The organism is Stenotrophomonas sp. AG209 (assembly GCF_003550055.1).
Taxonomy (GTDB): domain Bacteria; phylum Pseudomonadota; class Gammaproteobacteria; order Xanthomonadales; family Xanthomonadaceae; genus Stenotrophomonas.
Genome location: NZ_QXDB01000005.1, coordinates 148,449 through 169,565, shown reverse-complemented (window position 1 = coordinate 169,565; position 21,117 = coordinate 148,449). Strand labels below are relative to the sequence as shown.

26 protein-coding genes are annotated in these 21,117 nt (G+C 67.1%); 3 read left to right on the top strand and 23 right to left on the bottom strand.

Translation table 11 applies throughout. The features are described 5' to 3' along the window. Positions 1–154: 154 nt before the first annotated feature. The 10 genes from lexA to rlmE form a co-directional block, all read right to left on the bottom strand. On the bottom strand, positions 155–790 hold the full coding sequence (gene lexA, locus DFO63_RS19815; RefSeq protein WP_005412936.1) for a transcriptional repressor LexA: 636 nt from the start codon (positions 788–790) through the stop codon (positions 155–157). A 190-nt stretch (positions 791–980) separates the two neighbouring features. Next, positions 981–2,663 carry a 2-polyprenylphenol 6-hydroxylase gene (gene ubiB, locus DFO63_RS19810; protein WP_119007742.1) on the bottom strand — a complete coding sequence of 561 codons (1,683 nt, stop codon included), beginning with the start codon at positions 2,661–2,663 and terminating at the stop codon, positions 981–983. 34 nt (positions 2,664–2,697) lie between these two features. Continuing rightward, positions 2,698–3,192, bottom strand: a complete 495-nt coding sequence (locus tag DFO63_RS19805) for a nicotinamide-nucleotide amidohydrolase family protein (RefSeq protein WP_005409020.1) — start codon at positions 3,190–3,192, stop codon at positions 2,698–2,700. A gap of 122 nt (positions 3,193–3,314) precedes the next feature. Then, positions 3,315–4,625 (bottom strand): ribosome rescue GTPase HflX, encoded by a 1,311-nt coding sequence (gene hflX / locus DFO63_RS19800; protein ID WP_049445660.1) that lies wholly within the window; start codon positions 4,623–4,625, stop codon positions 3,315–3,317. 14 nt (positions 4,626–4,639) lie between these two features. Then, complete coding sequence (gene hfq, locus DFO63_RS19795; RefSeq protein ID WP_004152891.1) at positions 4,640–4,915, bottom strand: RNA chaperone Hfq; 276 nt, start codon at positions 4,913–4,915, stop codon at positions 4,640–4,642. 96 nt (positions 4,916–5,011) lie between these two features. Then, positions 5,012–5,965: a tRNA (adenosine(37)-N6)-dimethylallyltransferase MiaA gene (miaA, locus tag DFO63_RS19790; protein ID WP_119007650.1), complete on the bottom strand. Its 954-nt coding sequence runs from the start codon at positions 5,963–5,965 to the stop codon at positions 5,012–5,014. Then, positions 5,965–6,861: a dihydropteroate synthase gene (gene folP / locus DFO63_RS19785; protein WP_119007649.1), complete on the bottom strand. Its 897-nt coding sequence runs from the start codon at positions 6,859–6,861 to the stop codon at positions 5,965–5,967. Before folP ends, miaA begins: the two co-directional genes overlap by 1 nt. A 567-nt stretch (positions 6,862–7,428) precedes the next feature. Beyond that, positions 7,429–7,614 carry a hypothetical protein gene (locus DFO63_RS19780; RefSeq protein ID WP_119007648.1) on the bottom strand — a complete coding sequence of 62 codons (186 nt, stop codon included), beginning with the start codon at positions 7,612–7,614 and terminating at the stop codon, positions 7,429–7,431. Positions 7,615–7,716: 102 nt separating this feature from the next. Continuing rightward, complete coding sequence (ftsH, locus tag DFO63_RS19775; RefSeq protein WP_014036751.1) at positions 7,717–9,651, bottom strand: ATP-dependent zinc metalloprotease FtsH; 1,935 nt, start codon at positions 9,649–9,651, stop codon at positions 7,717–7,719. Between the two features lie 69 nt (positions 9,652–9,720). Beyond that, positions 9,721–10,353 (bottom strand): 23S rRNA (uridine(2552)-2'-O)-methyltransferase RlmE, encoded by a 633-nt coding sequence (gene rlmE, locus DFO63_RS19770; RefSeq protein ID WP_119007647.1) that lies wholly within the window; start codon positions 10,351–10,353, stop codon positions 9,721–9,723. Between the two features lie 65 nt (positions 10,354–10,418). Between rlmE and yhbY the strand changes: the two genes are divergently transcribed. Next, positions 10,419–10,724 carry a ribosome assembly RNA-binding protein YhbY gene (yhbY, locus tag DFO63_RS19765; protein WP_004152868.1) on the top strand — a complete coding sequence of 102 codons (306 nt, stop codon included), beginning with the start codon at positions 10,419–10,421 and terminating at the stop codon, positions 10,722–10,724. A gap of 13 nt (positions 10,725–10,737) precedes the next feature. Further along, on the top strand, positions 10,738–11,112 hold the full coding sequence (locus DFO63_RS19760) for an Mth938-like domain-containing protein (RefSeq protein ID WP_119007646.1): 375 nt from the start codon (positions 10,738–10,740) through the stop codon (positions 11,110–11,112). 27 nt (positions 11,113–11,139) lie between these two features. Here the strand turns inward: DFO63_RS19760 and DFO63_RS19755 are convergent, their stop codons facing one another. The 5 genes from DFO63_RS19755 to surE all read right to left on the bottom strand — a co-directional run bounded on the left by DFO63_RS19755 (position 11,140) and on the right by surE (position 14,676). Then, positions 11,140–11,628: a hypothetical protein gene (locus tag DFO63_RS19755; RefSeq protein ID WP_119007645.1), complete on the bottom strand. Its 489-nt coding sequence runs from the start codon at positions 11,626–11,628 to the stop codon at positions 11,140–11,142. A 179-nt stretch (positions 11,629–11,807) separates the two neighbouring features. Further along, the gene (locus DFO63_RS19750; RefSeq protein WP_014036747.1) at positions 11,808–12,593 is read right to left on the bottom strand and encodes a peptidoglycan DD-metalloendopeptidase family protein; all 786 of its coding nucleotides are present in this window, start codon (positions 12,591–12,593) and stop codon (positions 11,808–11,810) included. After that, positions 12,590–13,204, bottom strand: a complete 615-nt coding sequence (locus tag DFO63_RS19745) for a YqaA family protein (RefSeq protein ID WP_119007644.1) — start codon at positions 13,202–13,204, stop codon at positions 12,590–12,592. Before DFO63_RS19745 ends, DFO63_RS19750 begins: the two co-directional genes overlap by 4 nt. 18 nt (positions 13,205–13,222) lie before the next feature. Next, a complete protein-coding gene (locus DFO63_RS19740; protein WP_075674795.1) occupies positions 13,223–13,900 on the bottom strand; it encodes a protein-L-isoaspartate(D-aspartate) O-methyltransferase in 678 nt (225 codons plus the stop codon). Next, on the bottom strand, positions 13,897–14,676 hold the full coding sequence (gene surE / locus DFO63_RS19735) for a 5'/3'-nucleotidase SurE (RefSeq protein WP_049462715.1): 780 nt from the start codon (positions 14,674–14,676) through the stop codon (positions 13,897–13,899). The genes DFO63_RS19740 and surE overlap by 4 nt, the downstream gene beginning before the upstream one ends. Before the next feature lie 209 nt (positions 14,677–14,885). Between surE and DFO63_RS19730 the strand changes: the two genes are divergently transcribed. Further along, a complete protein-coding gene (locus DFO63_RS19730) occupies positions 14,886–15,425 on the top strand; it encodes a Smr/MutS family protein (RefSeq protein ID WP_014036743.1) in 540 nt (179 codons plus the stop codon). A gap of 99 nt (positions 15,426–15,524) precedes the next feature. On the opposite strand, the gene truD is transcribed toward DFO63_RS19730, so the two are convergent. The 8 genes from truD to kdsA all read right to left on the bottom strand — a co-directional run bounded on the left by truD (position 15,525) and on the right by kdsA (position 21,030). After that, the gene (gene truD / locus DFO63_RS19725) at positions 15,525–16,556 is read right to left on the bottom strand and encodes a tRNA pseudouridine(13) synthase TruD (protein WP_119007643.1); all 1,032 of its coding nucleotides are present in this window, start codon (positions 16,554–16,556) and stop codon (positions 15,525–15,527) included. Next, entirely contained in the window at positions 16,553–17,050 is a 498-nt protein-coding gene (gene ispF, locus DFO63_RS19720; protein WP_005409005.1) for a 2-C-methyl-D-erythritol 2,4-cyclodiphosphate synthase, read from the bottom strand. Before ispF ends, truD begins: the two co-directional genes overlap by 4 nt. A gap of 34 nt (positions 17,051–17,084) precedes the next feature. Then, the gene (ispD, locus tag DFO63_RS19715; RefSeq protein WP_119007642.1) at positions 17,085–17,783 is read right to left on the bottom strand and encodes a 2-C-methyl-D-erythritol 4-phosphate cytidylyltransferase; all 699 of its coding nucleotides are present in this window, start codon (positions 17,781–17,783) and stop codon (positions 17,085–17,087) included. Continuing rightward, positions 17,780–18,133, bottom strand: coding sequence for a cell division protein FtsB (gene ftsB / locus DFO63_RS19710; protein ID WP_049445679.1), 354 nt, complete (start codon positions 18,131–18,133; stop codon positions 17,780–17,782). The genes ispD and ftsB overlap by 4 nt, the downstream gene beginning before the upstream one ends. 4 nt (positions 18,134–18,137) lie before the next feature. Continuing rightward, on the bottom strand, positions 18,138–19,430 hold the full coding sequence (gene eno / locus DFO63_RS19705; protein WP_014036739.1) for a phosphopyruvate hydratase: 1,293 nt from the start codon (positions 19,428–19,430) through the stop codon (positions 18,138–18,140). A 96-nt stretch (positions 19,431–19,526) separates the two neighbouring features. After that, positions 19,527–19,856 (bottom strand): hypothetical protein, encoded by a 330-nt coding sequence (locus tag DFO63_RS19700; RefSeq protein WP_119007641.1) that lies wholly within the window; start codon positions 19,854–19,856, stop codon positions 19,527–19,529. Next, on the bottom strand, positions 19,856–20,203 hold the full coding sequence (locus DFO63_RS19695) for a hypothetical protein (RefSeq protein WP_049445683.1): 348 nt from the start codon (positions 20,201–20,203) through the stop codon (positions 19,856–19,858). The genes DFO63_RS19700 and DFO63_RS19695 overlap by 1 nt, the downstream gene beginning before the upstream one ends. Next, entirely contained in the window at positions 20,200–21,030 is an 831-nt protein-coding gene (gene kdsA / locus DFO63_RS19690) for a 3-deoxy-8-phosphooctulonate synthase (RefSeq protein WP_014036736.1), read from the bottom strand. The genes DFO63_RS19695 and kdsA overlap by 4 nt, the downstream gene beginning before the upstream one ends. Between the last annotated feature and the right edge of the window lie 87 nt (positions 21,031–21,117).

Here is a 21,117-nt window from a genome sequence, read left to right as displayed (position 1 = left end):
TCTTCTTTGCCATGGGTTCACTTTAAGTCGGACGTATCGCACAGGCTGAGATTCTGCCCGGCGCTCTGAAAAGAATTATCGGACATCCGTACCAACCTCAGTGGAACCAGAGAATCGCCACAAAAGACCGCGGGGTAATGCGCTATGGAACAGGTCAACGGTTGGGCCGCAGCAGGCCGCAATAGAGGCCTTCGATCGCGAAGTCCTGATCCGGCAGCACCTCGATCGGCTTGTAGTCGGGGTTGCGCGGCAGCAGGCGGATACGATCCTTGGCGATCTTCAGCAGCTTGACGGTGATCTCGTCATCGATGCGGGCCACCACGATCTGCCCGGAATGGGCATCGCGGGTGCGGTGCACACCGATCAGGTCACCGTCGAAGATGCCCTCGTCGATCATCGAATCGCCCTGCACCTTCAGCAGGTAGTCCGGCGCCGGCGAGAAGAACACCCGGTCCAGCACCACGAAGTCGTCCGAGCCGATGTCGGCGCCGATCGGCAGGCCGGCCGCGACCCGGCCCAGCACCGGCAGGCGCAGGACGCTGTCGGGCAGGCCCGGCTCGGCCAGTTTTTCGACCGGCGGTGCCTGCACCAGGCGGATGCCGCGGGCCTGGCCCGGGATGCGACGGATCGCACCGGCCTGCTCCAGGGCTTCTAGGTGGTACTGGGCTGCGCGCACGCCCTTGAAGCCGAACGCACGCGCGATTTCAGTCTGCGACGGCGGCGCGCCTTCGCTCTCGATACGCTCGGCGATCAACTGCAGGATCGCCTGCTGGGTGTCGGTCAGGTCCATGATTAGTAGTATTACTACTAACGCACTGGACTGCAAGTGCCGGGGGCGACAAGGGCATCGGCAATCGTCGCCGGCTTGGCCCGGCTGGCAGAGACAAAGGGGAGAGCAGAAGCAGCCGACCAGCGGTCGGCTCTACAGGAATCGCGCAGCGATTCCGCGGTTCCCGCTGGGAACCGCTGCGGCAAGCACACTAGGTGTGCTTGCCGCTTCTCCATATCGAAACCAGGATCCATACGCCGCAGAAGCCGGCGCCGATGAAGCCGCACACGCCCAGCGCCAGCAGCCAGCGGCTGGAGACGCCACCAACGCTGTGCATCACGATCGACGAGCCGATGATCAATGCGGCGGTGACGATGCCCATCACCAGCCGGTTCGCGGCACGGTTGACCTGCTCGCCGAAGCCCTGCAGCGCGCTGGTTTCCACCTTCAGCTGCAGGCGCCCACGGCGGGCTGCCTGGACCAGCTTGCGCAGGTCGCGTGGCAGTTCGCCGGCAAAGTCGACCAGGCCCAGCAGGCTGCGCCGGCCGCGCTTGAGCAGCGCCCTGGGCGCGTAGCGCTGCAGCACCACCCGCTCCAGGAAGGGGCGCGCAGCACTGGCCATGTCGAAATCCGGGTCCAACTGGCGGCCCATGCCCTCCAGGGTCAGGAACGCCTTGATCATCAACGCCAGGTCGGCCGGCAGGGTCAGGCTGTAGCTGCGCAGCAGCTGGGTGATGTCGCCCAGCATCAGGCCGATCCGCAGGTCCTTCAACGGCACGCCGCGGTACTGGTCGACGAACTGGCTGATGTCGTGCTGCAGCCGGTTCTCGTCCACTTCCACGCCACCGGCCCAGTCCAGCAGCACGTCGGCCACGCCCTGCGGGTCCTGCTCGACCAACCCGTGCAGCAGCTGCGCGACCTGGAAGCGCCGCACTTCCGACAAGGCACCGACCATGCCGAAATCGATCACACCGATGCGGCCGTCTCGCAGGTAGATGATGTTGCCGGGGTGCGGGTCGGCGTGGAAGCTGCCGTCCTCCAGCACCATCTTCAGCACGATGTCCGCACCGCGCCGCGCCAGCTCGCGCCGGTCCAGGCCCGCCGCGTCGACGCCGGCCAGGTCGCGCCCGGGAATGCCGTCAACGAAGTCCTGCACATTCAGGCTTTCGCAGGTCCACTGCCAGTGCACGTCGGGAATCAGGATGTCGTCGCGGCCCTTGAAGTTGCGTGCGATGCGCTCGGCATTGCGGCATTCGGCGGCAAAATCCAGCTCGCGGCGCAGCGATACGGTGAACTGCTGCACGACTTCGGCCGGGCGGTAACGACGCAGGTCCGGCAGGCGCGCCTCGACGATCTCGGCCAGGCGGGCCAGCAGCCGCAGGTCGGCCTCGACCACATCGCGGATGCCGGGGCGTCGCACCTTCAGCACCACCTCGCGACCATCATGCAGGCGCGCGCGATGGGCCTGCGCCAGCGAGGCGGCAGCCATCGGGGTTTCATCGAGGAAGGCGAACACCTCTGCAGGCGATGCGCCAAGGTCGGCTTCGAGCTGCTCGCGGATATCCGCATACGGCAGCGCCGGCACCGCGTTCTGCAGTTCAGAGAGCTCGGCGATCCACTCCGGCGGCAGCAGATCGACGCGCGTCGCAAGCACCTGCCCAAGCTTGACGAAGGTCGGGCCGAGATCCTGCATCGCGCTGCGCACGCGCACCGGCGCGGTCATCCGCAGCAGTTCCTGCCGCTCCTCGTTCCAATGCAGGAGGCGCCCTGCCCGCTCCAGCGTACTGGCCAGCCCAATGCGCCGCACCACGTCGCCGAAGCCATAGCGGATCAGGACGACGGCGATTTCCTGCAGTCGGCCCAGGTCACGGACCGTGCCCAGCGTTTCCCACATCATGCGTGCTCCGGACGATTACCGGAGCAGCATGTCACAGCTGGGCGTCGATACCGCGCAATGCCGCCGCCACGGTTTGCCGGCGGATGGCTTCGCGGTCGCCGTCGAACTGGAACAGCTCGGCGCGCGCGTAGCCGCCCCGGCGCTTCCAGCCGATCCAGACGCTGCCGACCGGCTTGTCCGGGCTGCCACCGCCGGGACCGGCGATGCCCGTCACCGCAACGGCGATGCCGGCACCGGAATTGACCAGTGCGCCGGACACCATCTCCAGCACGGTTTCGCGGCTGACCGCACCGAACTGCTCCAGGGTCTGCGCGCGCACACCGAGCAGGCGCTGCTTGGCTTCGTAGCTGTAGACCACCATGCCGCAGTCGAAGAACGCCGAGGAACCGGCGATGTCGGTCATGCACTTGGCGATCCAGCCGCCACTGCAGCTTTCGGCGGTGACCAGCTGTAGCGAGGCCTGTTGCAGGCGCTGCCCGAGCGCGGCGGACTGGGCGTTGAGGTCGGCGTCGGTGGGGATGGACATCGGCATGACGGTGGGGTGAAGAACCTGCACGTTGTACCGCAGATGACAGCTGGATGTCGCGCCCCTCCGGCACGGTTGTGCTGCCGGCCAGCGGCCGGCACTACCGGGCATGGGCCGCTACCTCACCACTCCGGCAGCTTCTCCGGCAGCAGCGCCCGGATCGGCGCGCCATCGGCACTGGCGGCCAGCTTCTCGGCTTCGGCGATCGGCAGATCCACCTGCAGCAGCCAGCCCTCTTCATCGGCCTGTTCGCTGCGGATCACTTCCAGCTGGTGCAGGCGCGCACGCAGGCGGCCGGCATCCGGCGGCAGGCGCAGTTCACCGGTCACGTGCTGCAGGCCCAGGCGCTTGCCCAGCACCGCCTGCAGCAGCTCAAGGCCCTGCCCGTCACGCGCGGAGATCCAGACGCGTTCACGACGCGACTCGTCGGGCACACCGTCCTGGCCATCGTGGCGGACGTCGGCGCCGTCGATGCGGTCGATCTTGTTGAACACCAGCAGCTGCGGCAGGTCACCGGCACCGACTGCGGTCAGCACCTCATCCACCTGCGCTATGCGCTCCTCGCGGTGCGGATCGGCAGCGTCGACCACGTGCAGCAGGAAATCGGCCTCGCGCGCCTCGGACAGGGTCGAGCGGAACGCGGCGACCAGATCATGCGGCAGATCGCGGACGAAGCCGACGGTGTCGGCCAGCACCACGTTGCCGCCCGGCACCGCGATACGGCGCACGGTCGGATCCAGCGTGGCGAACAGCTGGTCGGCGGCGTAGGCCTCAGCGCCGGTCATGGCGTTGAACAGGGTCGATTTGCCAGCGTTGGTGTAGCCCACCAGGGCGACACGCGGCAGCTCGCTGCGCACACGCGCACGGCGCATCTGGGTGCGCTGCACCTCCACCTTTTCCAGGCGCTTCTGCAGCTGCTCGACCCGCTTCTGCAGCAGGCGGCGGTCGGTTTCCAGCTGGGTTTCACCCGGGCCGCGCAGGCCGATCGAACCGCCGCGCTGGCGCTCCAGGTGGGTCCAGCCGCGCACCAGCCGCGTGGCCAGGTGACGCAGCTGCGCCAGCTCGACCTGCAGCTTGCCTTCGTGGCTGTGCGCACGCTGGGCGAAGATGTCCAGGATCAGGCCGGTACGATCGATCACCCGGCGCTCGAGGAAACGTTCCAGGTTGCGCTCCTGGCCCGGGCTCAACGCATGGTTGACCAGGATCAGGTCGGCACCGCTGGCATCGGCCGCGGCCTTGATCTCGTCCAGCTTGCCGCTGCCGATCAGGGTCGACGGATTCGGACGATCCAGGCGCGCGGTGATCGTTGCGGCGATGCTGGCCCCAGCCGAGCGGGCCAGATCACCGAACTCTTCAAGCACATCGTCTTCCAGCTTGCCGAAATGGGGCTGGATCAGAAGGGCGTGTTCGCCCTTTTTCGAGCGGTCAAACATTCACCGCTCCGGTATTACTCGTCTGCTTCATCACCTGCCTGACCACCTTCACCCGACTGCACATAACCACCGCCCGGGCCGACCTTCACATTGCGTGCCGGAACCACCGTGGAAATGGCGTGCTTGTAGACCATCTGACTGACCGTGTTGCGCAGCAGGACCACGAACTGGTCGAACGACTCGATCGTGCCCTGCAGCTTGATGCCGTTCACCAGGTACACCGAAACCGGCACGCGTTCGCGCCGCAGTGCGTTCAAGAAAGGATCCTGCAGCGATTGCCCCTTGGACATTGCACACTCCTGATTATTGTTCTTATTGGGTTGCCGACGGTTGCCACGGCCCCCGAGCCGCCCGCCGACCGATGATGTTACACGGCTGGCGGGGGTTCAGCGTGCGACGAAGGTCGACACCGCGCCGGCCAGGCGCTCGTGGTCGATATGGGGGTCGAACCAGCGCGCATCAAGCTCGCCGCGCAGCCAGGTCAGCTGGCGCTTGGCCAGCTGGCGGGTGGCAAAGATCGCCTTGTCACGGAAACGGGCGCCATCGCCCTCCCCGTCCAGGTACTCCCAGGCCTGGCGATAGCCGACCGCACGCACCGCCGGCAGGTCCAACGGCGACTCCACGACGGTCATTTCCGGCATCGCGCGCAGTGCCCGCACCTCGTCCAGAAAGCCCTGCGCCAACATGGCGTCGAAGCGCGCCTCGATGCGCTGGTGCAGTACGGCGCGGTCACGCGGGGCCAGGACCAGCTTGAGCGTGCGCACCGGCAACGGCGCCACGCCCGGGCGGCGCTGCCACTCCGTGATGGGGGTACCGGTCAGGCGATAGACCTCCAGCGCCCGCTGGATCCGCTGCGGGTCGGTGGCATGGATGCGTGCGGCGGCCGCCGGATCGACCTTGGCCAGTTCGGCATGCAGTGCCGCCCAGCCGCGTTCGGCGGCTTCGGCGCTGAGCGCTTCGCGCGTCGCCGGATCGGCCTCCGGCATCGGCGACAGGCCCTGCAGCAGTGCGCGGAAGTACAGGCCGGTGCCACCGGCCAGGATCGGTGTTTTGCCACGCGCCACGATGTCGGCCACAACCCGGCCGGCATCAGCGGCGAATTCGGCCGCCGAGTAGGTCTGCCAGGGATCGCGCAGGTCCAGCAGATGGTGCGGTGCCTGCGCGCGCTCGGCCGCATCGGGTTTGGCCGAGCCGATATCCAGGTGTCGGTACACCAGCGCCGAATCGACGCTGACGATTTCGCCGTCCAGCTGCTGCGCCAGGGCAATAGCGGTGGCGGTCTTGCCACTGGCGGTCGGCCCCATCACGGCGATCGCCAGCGGGCGCCGGTCGATACCCATCAGTCTTCGTCCGGCCAACGGATCGTCGGCGCGGCGTCGGCGCGCGGCGTGGGCACCGCCTCGACCGCCTGCCAGACCTTCAACGCATCGACGGTGGCCGCCACGTCATGCACGCGCACGATGCGTGCACCGCGCTGCACCGCGATCAGATGCGCGGCCACCGAGGCCGCCACCCGCTCGGACGGCAGGTCGCGGCCAGTCAGCTCACCCAGGCTGCGCTTGCGCGACAGGCCGGCCAGCATCGGCACGCCCAGTTCCAGGAAGCGTTCCGAGCGCGCCAGCAGAGTCATGTTGTGGGCCGTGGCCTTGCCGAAGCCGAAACCGAGGTCGACCAGCAGGTTCTTCTTCGCGATGCCGGCCATTTCTGCAGCGAACAGGCGCTGTACCAGGAAACCGTGCACCTCGGCAACGACGTCGTCGTAGTGCGGATCAGCCTGCATGTGGCCGGGGTCACCCTGCATGTGCATCAACACCACCGGCACGCCGGCTTCAGCGGCGGCGTCCAGCGCCCCCTCCTGGCGCAGGCCGTAGATGTCATTGATCATGCCCGCGCCGGCGGCCACGGCCGCACGCATCACCTCCGGCTTGAAGGTGTCGATGCTGATCGGAACCCGGGTACGGGCAGCCAGCTGCTCGATTACCGGAATCACCCGGCGCAGCTCTTCCTCGACCGATACCGGCGCGGCGCCCGGGCGGGTCGATTCGCCACCAATATCGAGCAGGTCCGCGCCCTCCTCGACCAGCTTCAGGCCATGGGCGACCGCCGACTCGGTGGTGTCGTGCGCGCCGCCATCGGAGAACGAGTCCGGGGTGACATTGACGATGCCCATGACCCGGGCGCGGTCGAGGCGCAGGATGCGGCCGGCGCAATCGAGCTGGGGCGAGGTATCGAACATGGGCAATCCTGCAGGGACAACGGCGGGTAGTTTAGTTCGGCAGGGCGGCGCCCTGCACCCGCAGAGGCCAGAGCGACAGCAAGAGCCGGAGCAACAGCTGGCTTGCTGAGGAATGGCGGGGTGGGTCCGGTTGCGGGGGGCCGCTGCAAGTACGTCCATGTAAGCTCGGTCGCCGCATCCATGCGGCTCACGCCCCCGCAACCGGACCCACCCCACCTTCGACAGATTTCTGCGATCTGTGGGAGCAGCTCTTGGGGTCAGATCCATTTTCCTCCGGAAAACGGATCTGACCCCATTCTTGTACATCGATATCTGACAGATGTGTCGACCAAGGTCCACACCTACCAACAGCTCCCGGAATCTGTCAGAGGTGGGGCGGTGTGGGTTGGCAGGACCGTTGGCGCCATGGATGGCGCCATCGAGCCCCCATGGACGGGTTTACGGCGTGTCCTGCCAACCCACACCGCCCCGCCATCCCAAGGAATGCCCGCTTCTGCTGTTGCTGTTGAGGTTGCCGGTCAGCGGCCGGCACTACCACGGGTGCAGGGCGCAGCCCTGCCGACACCCTCAACGGCTGCGGCGCTTGCGATCCACGTACAGGGTCTTGGCGATGCTCAGCACGATGCCGACCGCGATACCCACCACACAGCCCAGCAGCAGGTTGTCAGCACCCAGCCCTACCCCCACGCCGACCACGGTGGCGATGATCATCTCGACGGTGTGGGAAATCGGTTCGGGCTTCGGGGCGGACATGCGGGCTCCAGCGTCAGTTCGGTACTTCGGGATGGGCCAGCGGCCCAGAAACGACGAAGCCGGGTCGCCCCGGCCTCGTCTGGTGTCACGTGCAGCGGGCCGTCAGTGCGACTCGGCCGGGCCTGCGATCGGCGGCAGCGGACGGGCATCGCCGCCCTTGTCGTTGCCACCATCCTTGTTCGACTTGTTCCAGCCGGCCGGCGGCGGCGGATCGCGGCCTTCCATGATGGCGTCGATCTGCGGCGCGTCGATGGTCTCGTACTGCAGCAGCAGCTGGGACATCGCGTGCAGCTTGTCCAGGTTGGCCGTCATCAGCTCGGTGGTGCGTGCGTAGGCTTCGTCGAGGATGTTGCGCACTTCCTCGTCGATGCGACGCGCGGTGTCGTTGGACACGCTCTTGTGCTGGGTGACCGAACGGCCAAGGAACACCTCGTCGTCCTCTTCGCCATAGGCGATCGGGCCGAGCTGATCGGACAGGCCCCACTTGGTGACCATGTTGCGGGCCATCTTGGTGGCGCGCTCGATGTCGTTGGAGGCGCCGGTGGTGACCTTGTCGGCACCGAAGATCAGCTCCTCGGCCACGCGGCCGCCGTACAGCGAGCACAGCTGCGACTTGATCGCCACGCGGTTCATCGAGTACTTGTCGCCTTCCGGCAGGTACATCGTCACGCCCAGCGCACGGCCGCGCGGAATGATGGTGACCTTGTAGACCGGGTCATGCTCGGGCACCAGGCGGCCGACGATGGCGTGACCCGCTTCGTGGTAGGCGGTGAGGGTCTTCTCTTCTTCGCTCATGGCCATCGAGCGGCGCTCGGCACCCATCAGGATCTTGTCGCGGGCACGGTCGAAGTGGTCCATACGGACTTCCTTCTCATTGCCACGCGCGGCGAACAGGGCCGCCTCGTTGCAGAGGTTGGCCAGATCCGCACCGGAGAAGCCCGGGGTACCGCGCGCGATCACCATCGGCTCGACGTCGTCGGCCAGCGGCAGCTTGCGCATGTGCACCTTCAGGATGTGCTCGCGGCCCTTCACGTCCGGCAGGCCGACCACGACCTGGCGGTCGAAACGGCCCGGACGCAGCAGCGCCGGATCCAGCACGTCCGGACGGTTGGTCGCGGCGATCACGATCACGCCCTCGCCACCTTCAAAACCGTCCATCTCGACCAGCAGCTGGTTCAGGGTCTGCTCGCGCTCGTCATGACCGCCGCCCAGGCCGGCACCACGGTGGCGACCGACGGCGTCGATTTCGTCGATGAAGATGATGCAGGGGGCGTGCTTCTTGGCCTGCTCGAACATGTCGCGCACGCGGCTGGCGCCGACGCCGACGAACATTTCCACGAAGTCCGAACCGGAGATCGAGAAGAACGGCACCTTGGCTTCGCCGGCAATGGCCTTGGCCAGCAGCGTCTTGCCGGTACCCGGCGGGCCCACCATCAGCACGCCGCGCGGAATCTTACCGCCCAGCTTGGTGAACTTGGAAGGATCGCGCAGGAAGTCGACCAGCTCGCCCACTTCTTCCTTGGCCTCGTCACAACCGGCGACGTCGGCAAAGGTGACCTTGATCTGGTCTTCGCCCTGCAGCTTCGCGCGCGACTTGCCGAAGGACATCGCGCCCTTGGCACCGCCGCCACCGCCCTGCATCTGGCGCATGATGAACAACCAGAAGCCGATGATCAGGATGACCGGCAGGAAATTCATCAGGATCGCGCCCAGGGAGATGCCGCTGGACGGCTCCTCCTGCACGATCTCCACGTTCTTGGTGCGCAGCACGTTGATCAGATCACGATCGAACGGTGCGGTGATGGTGGACGACTGCCCACCCCGGGTGGTGTAGGTCAGCTGGCTGGTGCCGCCGCGCATGTCGCCGCCGAAGGCGACCTTCTGCACGTTGCCGCTGTCCACCTGGTCCAGGAACTGCGAGTACGACGCACCCTGCGCCCCAGCCCCGGAGGTCTTGGGCGAGAAGCTCTGGAAGACCACCATCAGCACGACGGCGACGACCACCCATAGCAGGAGGTTCTTGGTCAAGTCGTTCATCCTCATTGGCTCCGGTGTTCCTCTCAGTGCTGGCGTTGCGTTGGGGTCGAACTTGCGTACATTGCGAGCTTACTTCATGTGGGCGCGTTTTCCCTGACCCAAGGCATACACCTCGGGAGAGCGCTTGCGCGAGGCTTCCGGCTTGCGGATGGAGACCTTGTCGTACCGGCGGCGCATGTCGCGCACGTAGTCGTCAAAGCCCTCGCCCTGGAACAGCTTGATCAGGAATGCCCCACCGGTCTTCAGGTGGTTGTCGGCAAAATCCAGGGCCAGCTCCGCCAGGTGCATCATCCGCGGCTGGTCGACCGCGCCCACACCACTCTTATTGGGGGCCATGTCCGACAGCACAAGGTCTACCGGCTGATCCCCGAGCATGGCTTCAAACTGCGATAGGACGGCTTCTTCCCTGAAGTCACCATGAAGGAACTCCACGCCGGCCAGCGGCGGCATGTCCAGGATGTCCAGGGCCAGCACGCGCCCGGTGTCGCCAATCTGTCTCCGAACCTGCTGAGACCAGCCACCCGGCGCCGCGCCGAGGTCGACCACCACCATGTGCGGCTTCAGCAACCGGTCACGTACGAGCAGCTCCTCGAGCTTGTAGGCGGCGCGCGAGCGCATGCCTTCGGCCTGCGCCTTCTTCACGAAGGGGTCGGAGAAGTGTTCCTTGAGCCAGCGCTGGCTGCTTTTGCTGCGGGTAGCCATTGAAAATAGGGGCTGATGGGGTCCTCATGATACCCTGATCGCCCCATTCAACCGTGTTTTCCTGCATGTCCATCGCCCTGACCGCCTCCCAGACCCGTTTCCTGCGCGGCCAAGCCCACGACCTGAAGGCCCTGCTGCAGACCGGCGGCAAGGGCGTGACCCCGGCCTTCATCGCTGAGCTGAACGAAGTGCTGGAGCGCCACGAACTGGTCAAGGTGAAGGTCGCTGCCGAGGATCGCGACGCCCGTGACGTGATGATCGGCGAGATTGTCGAAGCCACCGAGAGCGCGCTGGTGCAGCGCATCGGCCACGTCGCCGTGCTGTACCGCCCGAGCAAGGAACAGCGCCAGATCGTGCTGCCGCGCGGCTGATCGCCCTGACGCCATGCAGCTGAACCACGAACCGCCTGACTACGCCTACAGCCTGCGCGCCGCCGATGGCCGCTCGGCCAAGGTCAACGACCAGGTGCTGGGCAGCAGCTTTTTCCTGACCCCGGACCAGCTGGTCACGGACTGGCCGGTGGCGGCTGCCGCCGCGCTGCAGTTGTCGGACCTGGAACCGATCCTGGCGCTGAATCCGGCGCTGATCGTGCTCGGCACCGGTGACCGCCAGGTGTTTCCGCCGGCTGTGGTGATGGCCGCCTGCCTGTCGCGCGGCATCGGCCTGGAAGTGATGAACAACCCGGCCGCCGCGCGCACCTTCAACATCCTGGCCGGCGAAGGCCGCAAGGTCGCGGCCGCCTTCATCCTGGAAGGCTGAGTTCGGGTTGCCGGGCGCGTCCCGGCGCTAGCCGCCCGAAGGTGTGCAGCGGAAGGCCGAAAACTGCTGCAATCGACCGATCAGGCTGCCGCCCTGCCCCCAGCGGATATCCATGACCTTCCAGTCCGGGCCCTGCCGCTGCAGCAGGACCCGGTCGGTCCAGCGATAGTCGCCCACCGCCATGTCGACGCGGATCCAGGTGGCGTCACCGCTCGATCCGGGCGTTCCCATCGTTATCGTCTCCGGCCGGTCCGGCGCCAGCAGATAGGGGCTCTGGTCGAGCATGTGCGGCTTCTCGTCGTGCGCAGCAAGCGCAGCGCAGGCCCGCTCGTAAGTGCGCTGCGCGTCGACGGCTGAGCGCAGGGCATCGCCCAGCAGCGACGGAATGGTCGATTCGTTCGACGCCGGCGCCTGCACTGCGTCGTAGAGACGGGTGACCACGCCACGCGGATCGCTGGCTGCGATGGCCAGCGGCGCGACGATGAGCAACGCGAGAGCGAAAGCAACGCGGAACACGGGGCACCGGGACGGATGGGTCGGCTCAAGAATGCCGGGTATTCCCTACGCCGTGAAGGTGGGCCAGCGACACATAAGATCGCAAATGGCCGCATCTCTGCGGTACCCGGGTCGAGCATGGCTCGACGCTACAGGTCAACAACGCCGGGCAAGGCCCGGCGCCGCCTGATCCAACGGCGTCAACGCGCCGGCAGGTACTGCTGCGGGTCCACCGGCTTGCCGTTGTAGCGAATCTCGAAGTGGACCATGTCGCGGTTCGCACCGGTGCGGCCCATCTCGGCGATCTGCTCGCCGGCCTTCACGCTCTGCCCTTCATTCACAAGGCGCTTGCGGTTGTGGCCATAGGCCGACAGCCACTGGTCGCTGTGCTTGATGATGATCAGCTCGCCGTAGCCGACCAGGCCGGCACCGGAGTACACCACCACGCCGTTGGCAGTGGCCTTGACAGCCTGGCCGCTGGTACCGGCGATGTCCACGCCCTGCTTGGTCGCGTCACCTGCAACGTAGCGGCCGACGATCGCGCCATCGGCCGGCCAGCGCCAGGCGATGTTGCTCTTCACCGGACCAACCGGCGCCGGGGCTGGCGCGGTGCTGCCGGCGCTGCTGCCACCCGAGCGCGGCGGGGTGACAACCGTGGTCGGTGCGCGGCCGCCGCTGGCACCGGCCGGGTACAGCCGGATCACCTGGCCCGGATGGATGGTCGAAGGGTTGTCCAGGCTGTTCCAGGCGATCAGGTCGGCCGGCGTGATGTCATGGATGCGGGCCAGCGCGTAGATGGTGTCACCCTTGCGCACCACCACGGTCTGCCCGGGCTTGGGCACCGAAGTCTTCGGCGTGGTGACGCCACCACCGGCACTGCCGCCGCCGGGGCGGACCACGGTGGCGGTGCCGCAGGCGGCCAGGGTGGAAACCAGCAACGCCAGCGCGCCGATGCGCACTCCCTTGCTCAGACGATCAGGACTCATGCGAACTTCGACCTCCATACAAGCCAGACGATCAGCACCACCACCAGCGCGGTGGCGATCCAGCCCAGCGGTTCAATCCAGCGACGCAATGCCGCTTCGGCACGCGCACCACCGATACGGATGACCGCGGCCAGCACGAACACGCGCTTGCCACGACCGATCAGCATGCTCAACAGGTACTGCGGCATCGGTACGCCGACGATACCCGATGCCCACGTGAAGACCTTCATCGGGATGGGCATGAAGCCGCCCAGCACCAGGAAGGTGAACACCGCCCACGGCGACTCGACCATCTTCGCCTGCACGGTGGTGATGCCCTGCTCGATCGCCGGCAGCATGCCCAGCGCTTCGAACAGCGGCTTGATCGCCTCGAAGGCGTAGTGACCCAGCGCGTAGCCGACCAGCGCACCGACCATCGAGCCGGCCAGGCTGAGGGTGGCAAACCACCAGCCTCGCTTGGGCTGGGCCACGCACATCGGTGCCAGCATCACCTCCGGCATCACCGGGAAGATGATCGCCTCGAAGAAGCTCAACACCGTCAGGTAGGTCGGCGCGCGTTCGTGCGCGGCCCACTTCATCGCCCGCTCGTACAGCGGCCCGAAAATCTTCATGCAACCCTGCTCCGTGGATTAGTCGAGCATGCCAGACAGCAGCGGCACGAACGTGACCGGCGCCAGCACGCGTTGTTCGATGCTGCCATCGGGCTTGCGGTCCAGCTGCACCAGCGACTGCCCGCCCGGGCCACCGACCGGCGCCACCAGGCGCCCGCCTTCGGCCAGCTGCCCAACCAGTTCATCGACCAGTGCCGGCGCCGCGGCGGTGACCACGATGGCATCGAACGGGCCGTGCTCGGCCCAGCCGGCGCGGCCGTCGTCATGCTTGGTGCGGATGTTCATGCCCAGTGCGCGGAAGCGCTTGCGTGCCTGCCGCAGCAGGTCGCCGATGCGCTCCACGGTGTAGACCTCCAGGCCCAGTGCGCCGAGGATGGCGGCCTGGTAGCCGGACCCGGTGCCGACTTCCAGCACGCGCTTCGGCGCGACCTGGAGGACCGCCTCGGTCATCCGCGCGACCACCCAGGGCTGCGAGATGGTCTGGCCATGGCCGATCGGCAGCGCGGTGTCCTCATAGGCACGCGAGGCCAGCGCTTCATCGATGAACAGATGGCGCGGCACCACCCGGATCGCGTTCAAGGTGGATTCGTCGACAATGCCGACTTCACGCAGGCGGTCGACCAGACGATCACGCACGCGTTGCGAGGTCATGCCGATACCGACGGCTTCCGGCTGCAATCGCAGGCGTGGACTCATGCCGGCTGATCCAGCGCGGCACTGAGGCCGCCCACCCAGCTGGCGACCTTCTCCAGCGCCTGGTAGCGGGTGAGGTCGACCTGGATCGGGGTGATCGAGATGTGGCCGGTGCGCACCGCGTGGAAATCGGTACCGGGACCGGAGTCCTGCTCACGGCCGGCCGGGCCGATCCAGTACACCTCGTTGCCGCGCGGATCCTTCTGCGCGATGCAGCCTTCGGCACGATGGCGGTTGCCGAGGCGGGTGACCTCGAAGCCCTTGACCTCGCTCCACGGCAGGTCCGGCACGTTGACGTTGAGGATGGTGTCGGCCGGCAGCGGATCGGCCTTCAGCCGGGCGACGATCTCCACCGCGGCACGCGCGGCGGTCTCGAAGTGCTTCGGATCGTGGTTGCGGCTGACCAGCGAGACCGCCACGGCCGGCAGGCCGAGGAAGCGACCTTCCATCGCCGCCGAGACGGTGCCGGAATAGATCACGTCGTCGCCGAGATTGGCGGCGTTGTTGATGCCGGACACGACAATGTCAGGCTCGAATTCAAGCAGGCCGGTCAGCGCCAGGTGCACGCAGTCGGTGGGTGTGCCGGCCACCGAGACGGTGTAATGGTCGATGCGCTTGAGCCGGATCGGCAGGTCCAGGGTCAGCGAGTTGCTGGCGCCGGAGCGATCGCGGTCGGGCGCAACCACCGTGACTTCGTGACCGGCCTCGCGCAGGACCGAGGCAAGCATCCGGATGCCTGCGGCGTCGACACCATCGTCATTGCTGACCAGGATTCGCATCTTCGATTTAACCGCTTGATTTTCCAAGAATTCGATTCCATCACCGTGCAGTGTGGGCGGGACCGTCGCGCTCCCCTGCGGAAGCGGTCGACCCTGCAAGGGCATCGTCTATTGTGCCGCATGCGAGCCGCCGGTCCTACCCTGTCGGCGGTCACGGCCGACATCGAACCGTCATAGGCAGACCTGCGCCGGCGGTTTACCCTGTGCGCATGTCGCACCCTGAAGACGAAGATCCGGCCGCATTGTTCCGTGCGGCCATCGGCGAAGTGACGCCGCTGCGCAAGGATGCCGAGCCGGCACCTGCCGCGCCCCGGCCGAAACCGCGTGCACGCATGGCCGAACGTGACGAGGCCGAAGCGGCCGGCGAGTTCGCCCGGCTGCTGCGCGACAGTACGCCACTGGAAGCCGGCGACGTGGCCAGCTATCGCCGCGACAACCTGCCACCACGCCTGTTCCAGCGTCTCAAGCGCGGCCAGTACTCGGTGCAGGACGAACTGGATCTGCACGGCGCCACCGCCGCGCAGGCCGAAGCCCTGCTGCGCCAGTTCCTGCTGGAAGCGCATGCACACGAGTACGGCTGCGTGCGCATCATCCACGGCAAGGGTCTGCAGTCCGATGGCGGTGCGCCGGTGCTGAAGAACCTGGTCGATCGCCTGCTGCGGCTGCGCAACGACGTGCTGGCATTCCATTCGGCACCGACCGGACAAGGTGGCACCGGCGCGGTACTGGTGCTGCTGGCACGGCGTTGAGGTAAACCATCCACGCATGGCGTGGATCTACTGTGGCGAGCGGAGGAAAGTAGGTCCACGCCATGCGTGGATGCTCTTCGCCTCCGTCCCCTTTTCTGCTCAGGCCTGCGAGGCGTCTTCGACCGGGCCGAGCTCGTGCAGCACGGCGGTGGCGTAGCAGCCTGGCGGCAGCGCGAACGACAGTTCCAGCACGTCGTCGGCCAGCCACTGGTGCTGCAGCAGCGCCGGGCGCAGGCGCAACGCGCGGCGCTCCTGCTTCAGGCGCGCGTCTTCCAGGCCGGCCCGCAGTGCCTTCGACTCGTCGTCGGCCAGCGCGGCCAGCTCCAGCTCACGTGCCGCGTCGGTGCTGCGCAGCTCGCCTTCGCCCCACAGCGGTGCACTGGGATGGATGTCGAAACGCGCCAGCCGCTCGGCCAGCACATCGGTGTACGGCTCGGGGCCGAACACGCTGCGACTGCCATCGAGCATCCAGACTTCGCCATCGAGCGGCTGGTCCCAGTTGCCCTGCTCCACGCGTGCGGCCAGCACGCGATTGAACAGCGCCGAACGCGCCGCCGACAGCAGCAGCGAGCGCTGGTCCTTGCGCATGCGACGGCCACCGAACATCGCCAGCGCGGCCGGAACATTGCCACCGTCACGCCCGAAGCGCTGCTCACCGAACCAGTTCGGCAGGCCGCGCGCGGCAATCTGCTGCAGGCGCTCGCTGATCGCGGCGGCATCCCCCTGCACCTCGCGCAGCACCAGCTTGAAGCGGTTGCCGGCCAGTGCACCGCGCTGCAGCTTGCGGTTGTGCCAGGTCGCTTCGAGCACTTCGATCTCGTCACTGGCCAACCCGGCCAGGTCCGGCGCGATGCGCTTGGGCAGGTGCACGCTGAAACGCTGGGTGGTGACCGCGTGGCGGTCTTTCATCCCGGCGTAGCTCACCGCCATTTCCGGCAGGCCCGCCCACGTGGCCAGCAGCTTGGCCACATGCACGGTGTTGGCGCCGCGCTTGCGGATGTGCAGCAGCAGGTGCTCGCCTTCACCGGTGGCCTCGAAGGCCGGCAGTTCATCCACCTGGAAATCGTCCGGCGTGGTGCGGATGCGCGCCGTCAACAACGGCGCACCAAACGCCAACGGCAACGGAATCATGCCGCCACCAGCAGCACAACGGCCTGCGCGGCGATGCCTTCACCACGGCCGGTGAAGCCCAGCTTCTCCGAGGTGGTGGCCTTGACGCTGACCGCGTCCAGCGGCAGCTGCAGCAGCCCGCCGATGCGCTCACGCATGGCCAGCGCATGCGGACCGACCTTCGGCCGCTCGCAGATCACGGTGATGTCGGTGTTGCCGACGCGCCAGCCGCGCTCACGCAGCAGGCTGTCGCAGTGGCGCACGAAATCGCTGCTGTCGGCGCCCTTCCAGCGGTCATCACTGGGCGGGAAATGCTGGCCGATGTCACCCAGCGCCAGCGCGCCGAGCATGGCATCACACAGGGCATGCAGGATCACGTCGCCGTCGCTGTGTGCGAGCACGCCGCAGCTGTGCGGCACGTTCACTCCGCCAAGCATGATGTGATCGCCTTCACCGAAGGCATGGACGTCGTAGCCCTGGCCGATGCGGACGGGCGGGAACGGTGCGGTGCTCATGGATGCAACCCTTGCTACAGGGCCGCGCGGGTAATCAGCCGGCGCGGCGGGAAAGTACGAATTCGAACCGGTCCAGATCGGCCGGGGTGGTGACCTTGAAGTTGTCCTCGCTGCCTTCCACCAGCAGCGGGCGCTGGCCCTGGCGCTCCATGGCCATGGCCTCATCGGTGACTTCAATACCGGCGGCGGCGGCTTCGGACAGCGCGCGGCTGAGCTGGTGGCGGCGAAACAGCTGCGGTGTCAGTGCACGCCACAGGCGCTCGCGCGGCTCGGTGCCATCGATGCCACCGTCGTCGCCGGCGCGCTTGAGGGTGTCGCGCACCGGTGCGGCCAGGATCGCGCCGACCGGATCGGCACGGCCGACTTCAAGCAGGCGGCCAAGATCGGCCAGCGACAGGTTGGGTCGCGCGGCATCGTGGACCAGCACGAATTCATCGGCGCGCACCGAGTCCGGCAGCGCCTGCAGCCCGGCCAGCACCGAGGCGGCACGGGTCGCGCCGCCGATGCAGGTCAGTACCGGTTTGCCGGCCCATTCACTCCAGCCCGGCCAGTCGGCATCGTCCGGACCGATCACTACCATCGCCCCGGCCACGGCCGGATGCGCCAGCAGCGCGTCCAGGGTGTGGGCAAGCAGGATCTGCCCGCCCGCCTGCAGGTACTGCTTGGGCAGCGGCGCGCCGAAGCGGGCGCCACGGCCCGCGGCCGGAACCACCACCCAGATCGCCGCGCTCATGGCACGTCCGCCGGGTGTTCGCCGGCCTGGGCATTGACGCCTGCTGCGGGCTGCGCCGGGCGAACCGGCGCATCCTCGACCACGCGGTAGAACTTCTCGCCGGGCTTGATCATGCCCAGCTCGCTGCGCGCGCGCTCCTCGATGGCGGACTGGCCTTCCTTGAGGTCCTTCACTTCGGCAGCCAGTGCGTCGTTGCGCTGCTGCAGACCCTCATTGTCCCGCTCCTGGTTGGCGACCTGGGCTTCGAGCATCATCACTTCGCCCGAATTGCCCGGACCAAACCAGAAGCGGTACTGCAGCCAGCCCAGCAACAGGGCCAGCACCAGCAGCATCCAGCGCCAGTCGCGCATCGGCTCAGCGCTTCAGCGAAACGAACGCGTCACGACCGGCGTAACGCGCGCCGGCGCCGAGGGCTTCCTCGATGCGCAGCAGCTGGTTGTACTTGGCCACGCGATCGCTGCGGCACAGCGAGCCGGTCTTGATCTGGGTGGCGGTGGTGGCCACCGCGATATCGGCGATGGTGGTGTCTTCGGTTTCGCCCGAACGGTGCGAGACCACGGCGGCGTAGCCGGCACGGTCGGCCATGGCGATCGCTTCCAGGGTTTCGCTGAGGGTGCCGATCTGGTTGACCTTGATCAGGATCGCGTTGGCGGTGCCCGAGTCGATGCCTTCCTGGAAGATCTTCGGGTTGGTCACGAACAGGTCGTCGCCGACCAGCTGCACCTTCTTGCCGATGCGGTCGGTCAACAGCTTCCAGCCGGCCCAGTCGTTCTCGGCCAGGCCATCTTCAATCGTGATGATCGGGTACTGCGCGGCCCAGTCGGCGAGGAAGTCGACGAACTGCTCGGAGGTCAGGCGCTTGTTCTCGCCGACCAGGTTGTACTTGCCGTTCTCGAAGAATTCGCTGGAGGCCACGTCCAGGCCCAGCAGCACGTCTTCACCGGCGGTGTAGCCGGCCTTGCCGATCGCTTCGAGGATGGTGTCGAGTGCTTCGACGTTGCTGCGGAAGTCCGGCGCGAAGCCACCTTCGTCGCCCACCGCCGTGCTCAGGCCGTGGCCCTTCAGCACCGACTTCAGCGAATGGAAGATTTCGGTGCCGGCACGCAGCGCTTCGGAGAACGAGGTGAAGCCGACCGGCAGCACCATGAACTCTTGGAAGTCGACGTTGTTGTCGGCATGCGCGCCGCCGTTGATGATGTTCATCATCGGCACCGGCAGCGACGGGGTCACGCCGGTCTTGGCAGCCAGGTACTGCCACAGCGCCTGCTTGTTCGATGCAGCGGCGGCATGCGCGGCGGCCATCGAAACACCCAGCAGCGCGTTGGCGCCCAGGCGGCCCTTGTTCTCGGTGCCGTCAAGGTCGATCAGGCGACGGTCGAGGCCAGCCTGGTCGGTGGCTTCGAAGCCCTTCAGCGCATTGGCGATGGTGGTGTTGACGTTGTCGACGGCCTTGCGAACGCCCTTGCCCAGGTAACGGGTCTTGTCGCCGTCACGCAGCTCGACCGCTTCCTTGGTGCCGGTCGAGGCGCCGGAGGGAACCGCGGCACGACCGAACGAACCGTCCTCCAGGATGACTTCGGCTTCCAGCGTGGGGTTGCCACGGCTGTCGAGGATTTCACGGGCGTGGATGCTGCGGATCGTACTCATGGTCGGGCCGGTTACCTGTATGGAGAGGGGGCGACAAAACGAATGCCGCGTGATTATCCCCGGCTGCCCGCCACTTGCCAAATGGCCTGGGCGGCATCAGCCCCAGCTGGACCCGATCACGATCAGGACCATCGACACCAGCAGCGTCAGCAATGCGCCTGCAATGGTGGCGCAGACCGCTCCCCGCCTGCGTCGCCAGGCCAGCACCATCGCCACCAGGCTGCCGAAGAACGACAGACCCAGCATGACCAGAGCAGCCAGAATCCAGTACTGCATGGCCCGCATGCCGTGGTTGCCGTCACCCGGTGAGCCGAAGCTGGCCGCGAAGGCCATTACACCCAGCAGCAGGGACGTCCAGGCGAGCACGGACAGCCCCAGCGCGATCAGGCCCCAGGGCCAGCCGCGCGCTGACGTGCTCGTATTCATCAAAGCAATCCGTAGAACAGGGCGCCAAGCCACAGCGAAAGCAGGATGATCGCCAGGCCAGCCGCCACCTTGCCGCGATTCAGCCGCCACGCAAGTACAGCGGCAGCGACGCAGCCCACGGCACCGAGCAGCTCCGCGACCAGCAGCGCAATGAAGTACGTCCGCAGATCGAGCGCGCTGCTGCCATCACCCGGGGGACGCACCGACGCCGCACCGATCAGCGCCAGGCCGAACATGCCCACGGTGAACAGCACGGCCAGGCCCAGTGCGATCAGGCCCCACGGCCACTGCTTCCAGTGCCGGCGGTGGCGCTGGTCTTCCAGCGCCACCCACGGGTCACGACTCACGCGAAGCGCGAGAAGCCGTGCTTCTTGGTCACCGCGTCGAGCTCCATCAGGGTCTCGAGCAGCGCTTCCATCTGGTCCAGCGGCCACGCATTGGGGCCATCGGACAGGGCCTTGGACGGGTCCGGATGGGTCTCGGCGAACAGGCCGGAGATGCCTACCGCCACGGCGGCACGGGCCAGCACCGGCACGTGCTCACGCTGGCCACCGGAACTGGTGCCCTGCCCGCCCGGCAGCTGCACCGAATGGGTGGCATCGAACACCACCGGGCAACCGGTATCGCGCATCACCGCCAGCGAACGCATGTCGCTGACCAGGTTGTTGTAGCCGAAGCTGGCACCGCGCTCGCAGACCATGATCTGCTCGTTGCCGGTGGCCTTGGCCTTCTCCACGACCGGCTTCATGTCCCACGGCGCCAGGAACTGGCCCTTCTTGATGTTGACCGGCTTGCCGGCCGAGCACACCTTGCGGATGAAGTCGGTCTGGCGGACCAGGAACGCCGGGGTCTGCAGCACGTCCACCACCGAAGCCACTTCGTCCATCGGGGTGTATTCGTGGACGTCGGTCAGCACCGGCACGCCGATCTGCTTCTTGACCTCGGCCAGGACCTTCAGGCCCTCTTCCATGCCCGGGCCGCGGAACGCGGTGCCCGAGGTGCGGTTGGCCTTGTCGAAGCTGGACTTGAAGATGAAGTTGACACCGAGCTTGTCGGTGACTTCCTTCAGCTTGCCGGCGGTATCGAGCTGCAGCTGCATCGACTCGATCACGCAGGGGCCGGCGATCAGGAACAGGGGCTGGTCCAGCCCGACCTCGAATCCACACAGTTTCATGGCGTTTCCTTGTTGTCCGCGGCACCGGCTGGGCCGGTGCGCTGGGGGTTGAAGCGTGCAAGATGGGGGCCGGCGGCCCCCATCACA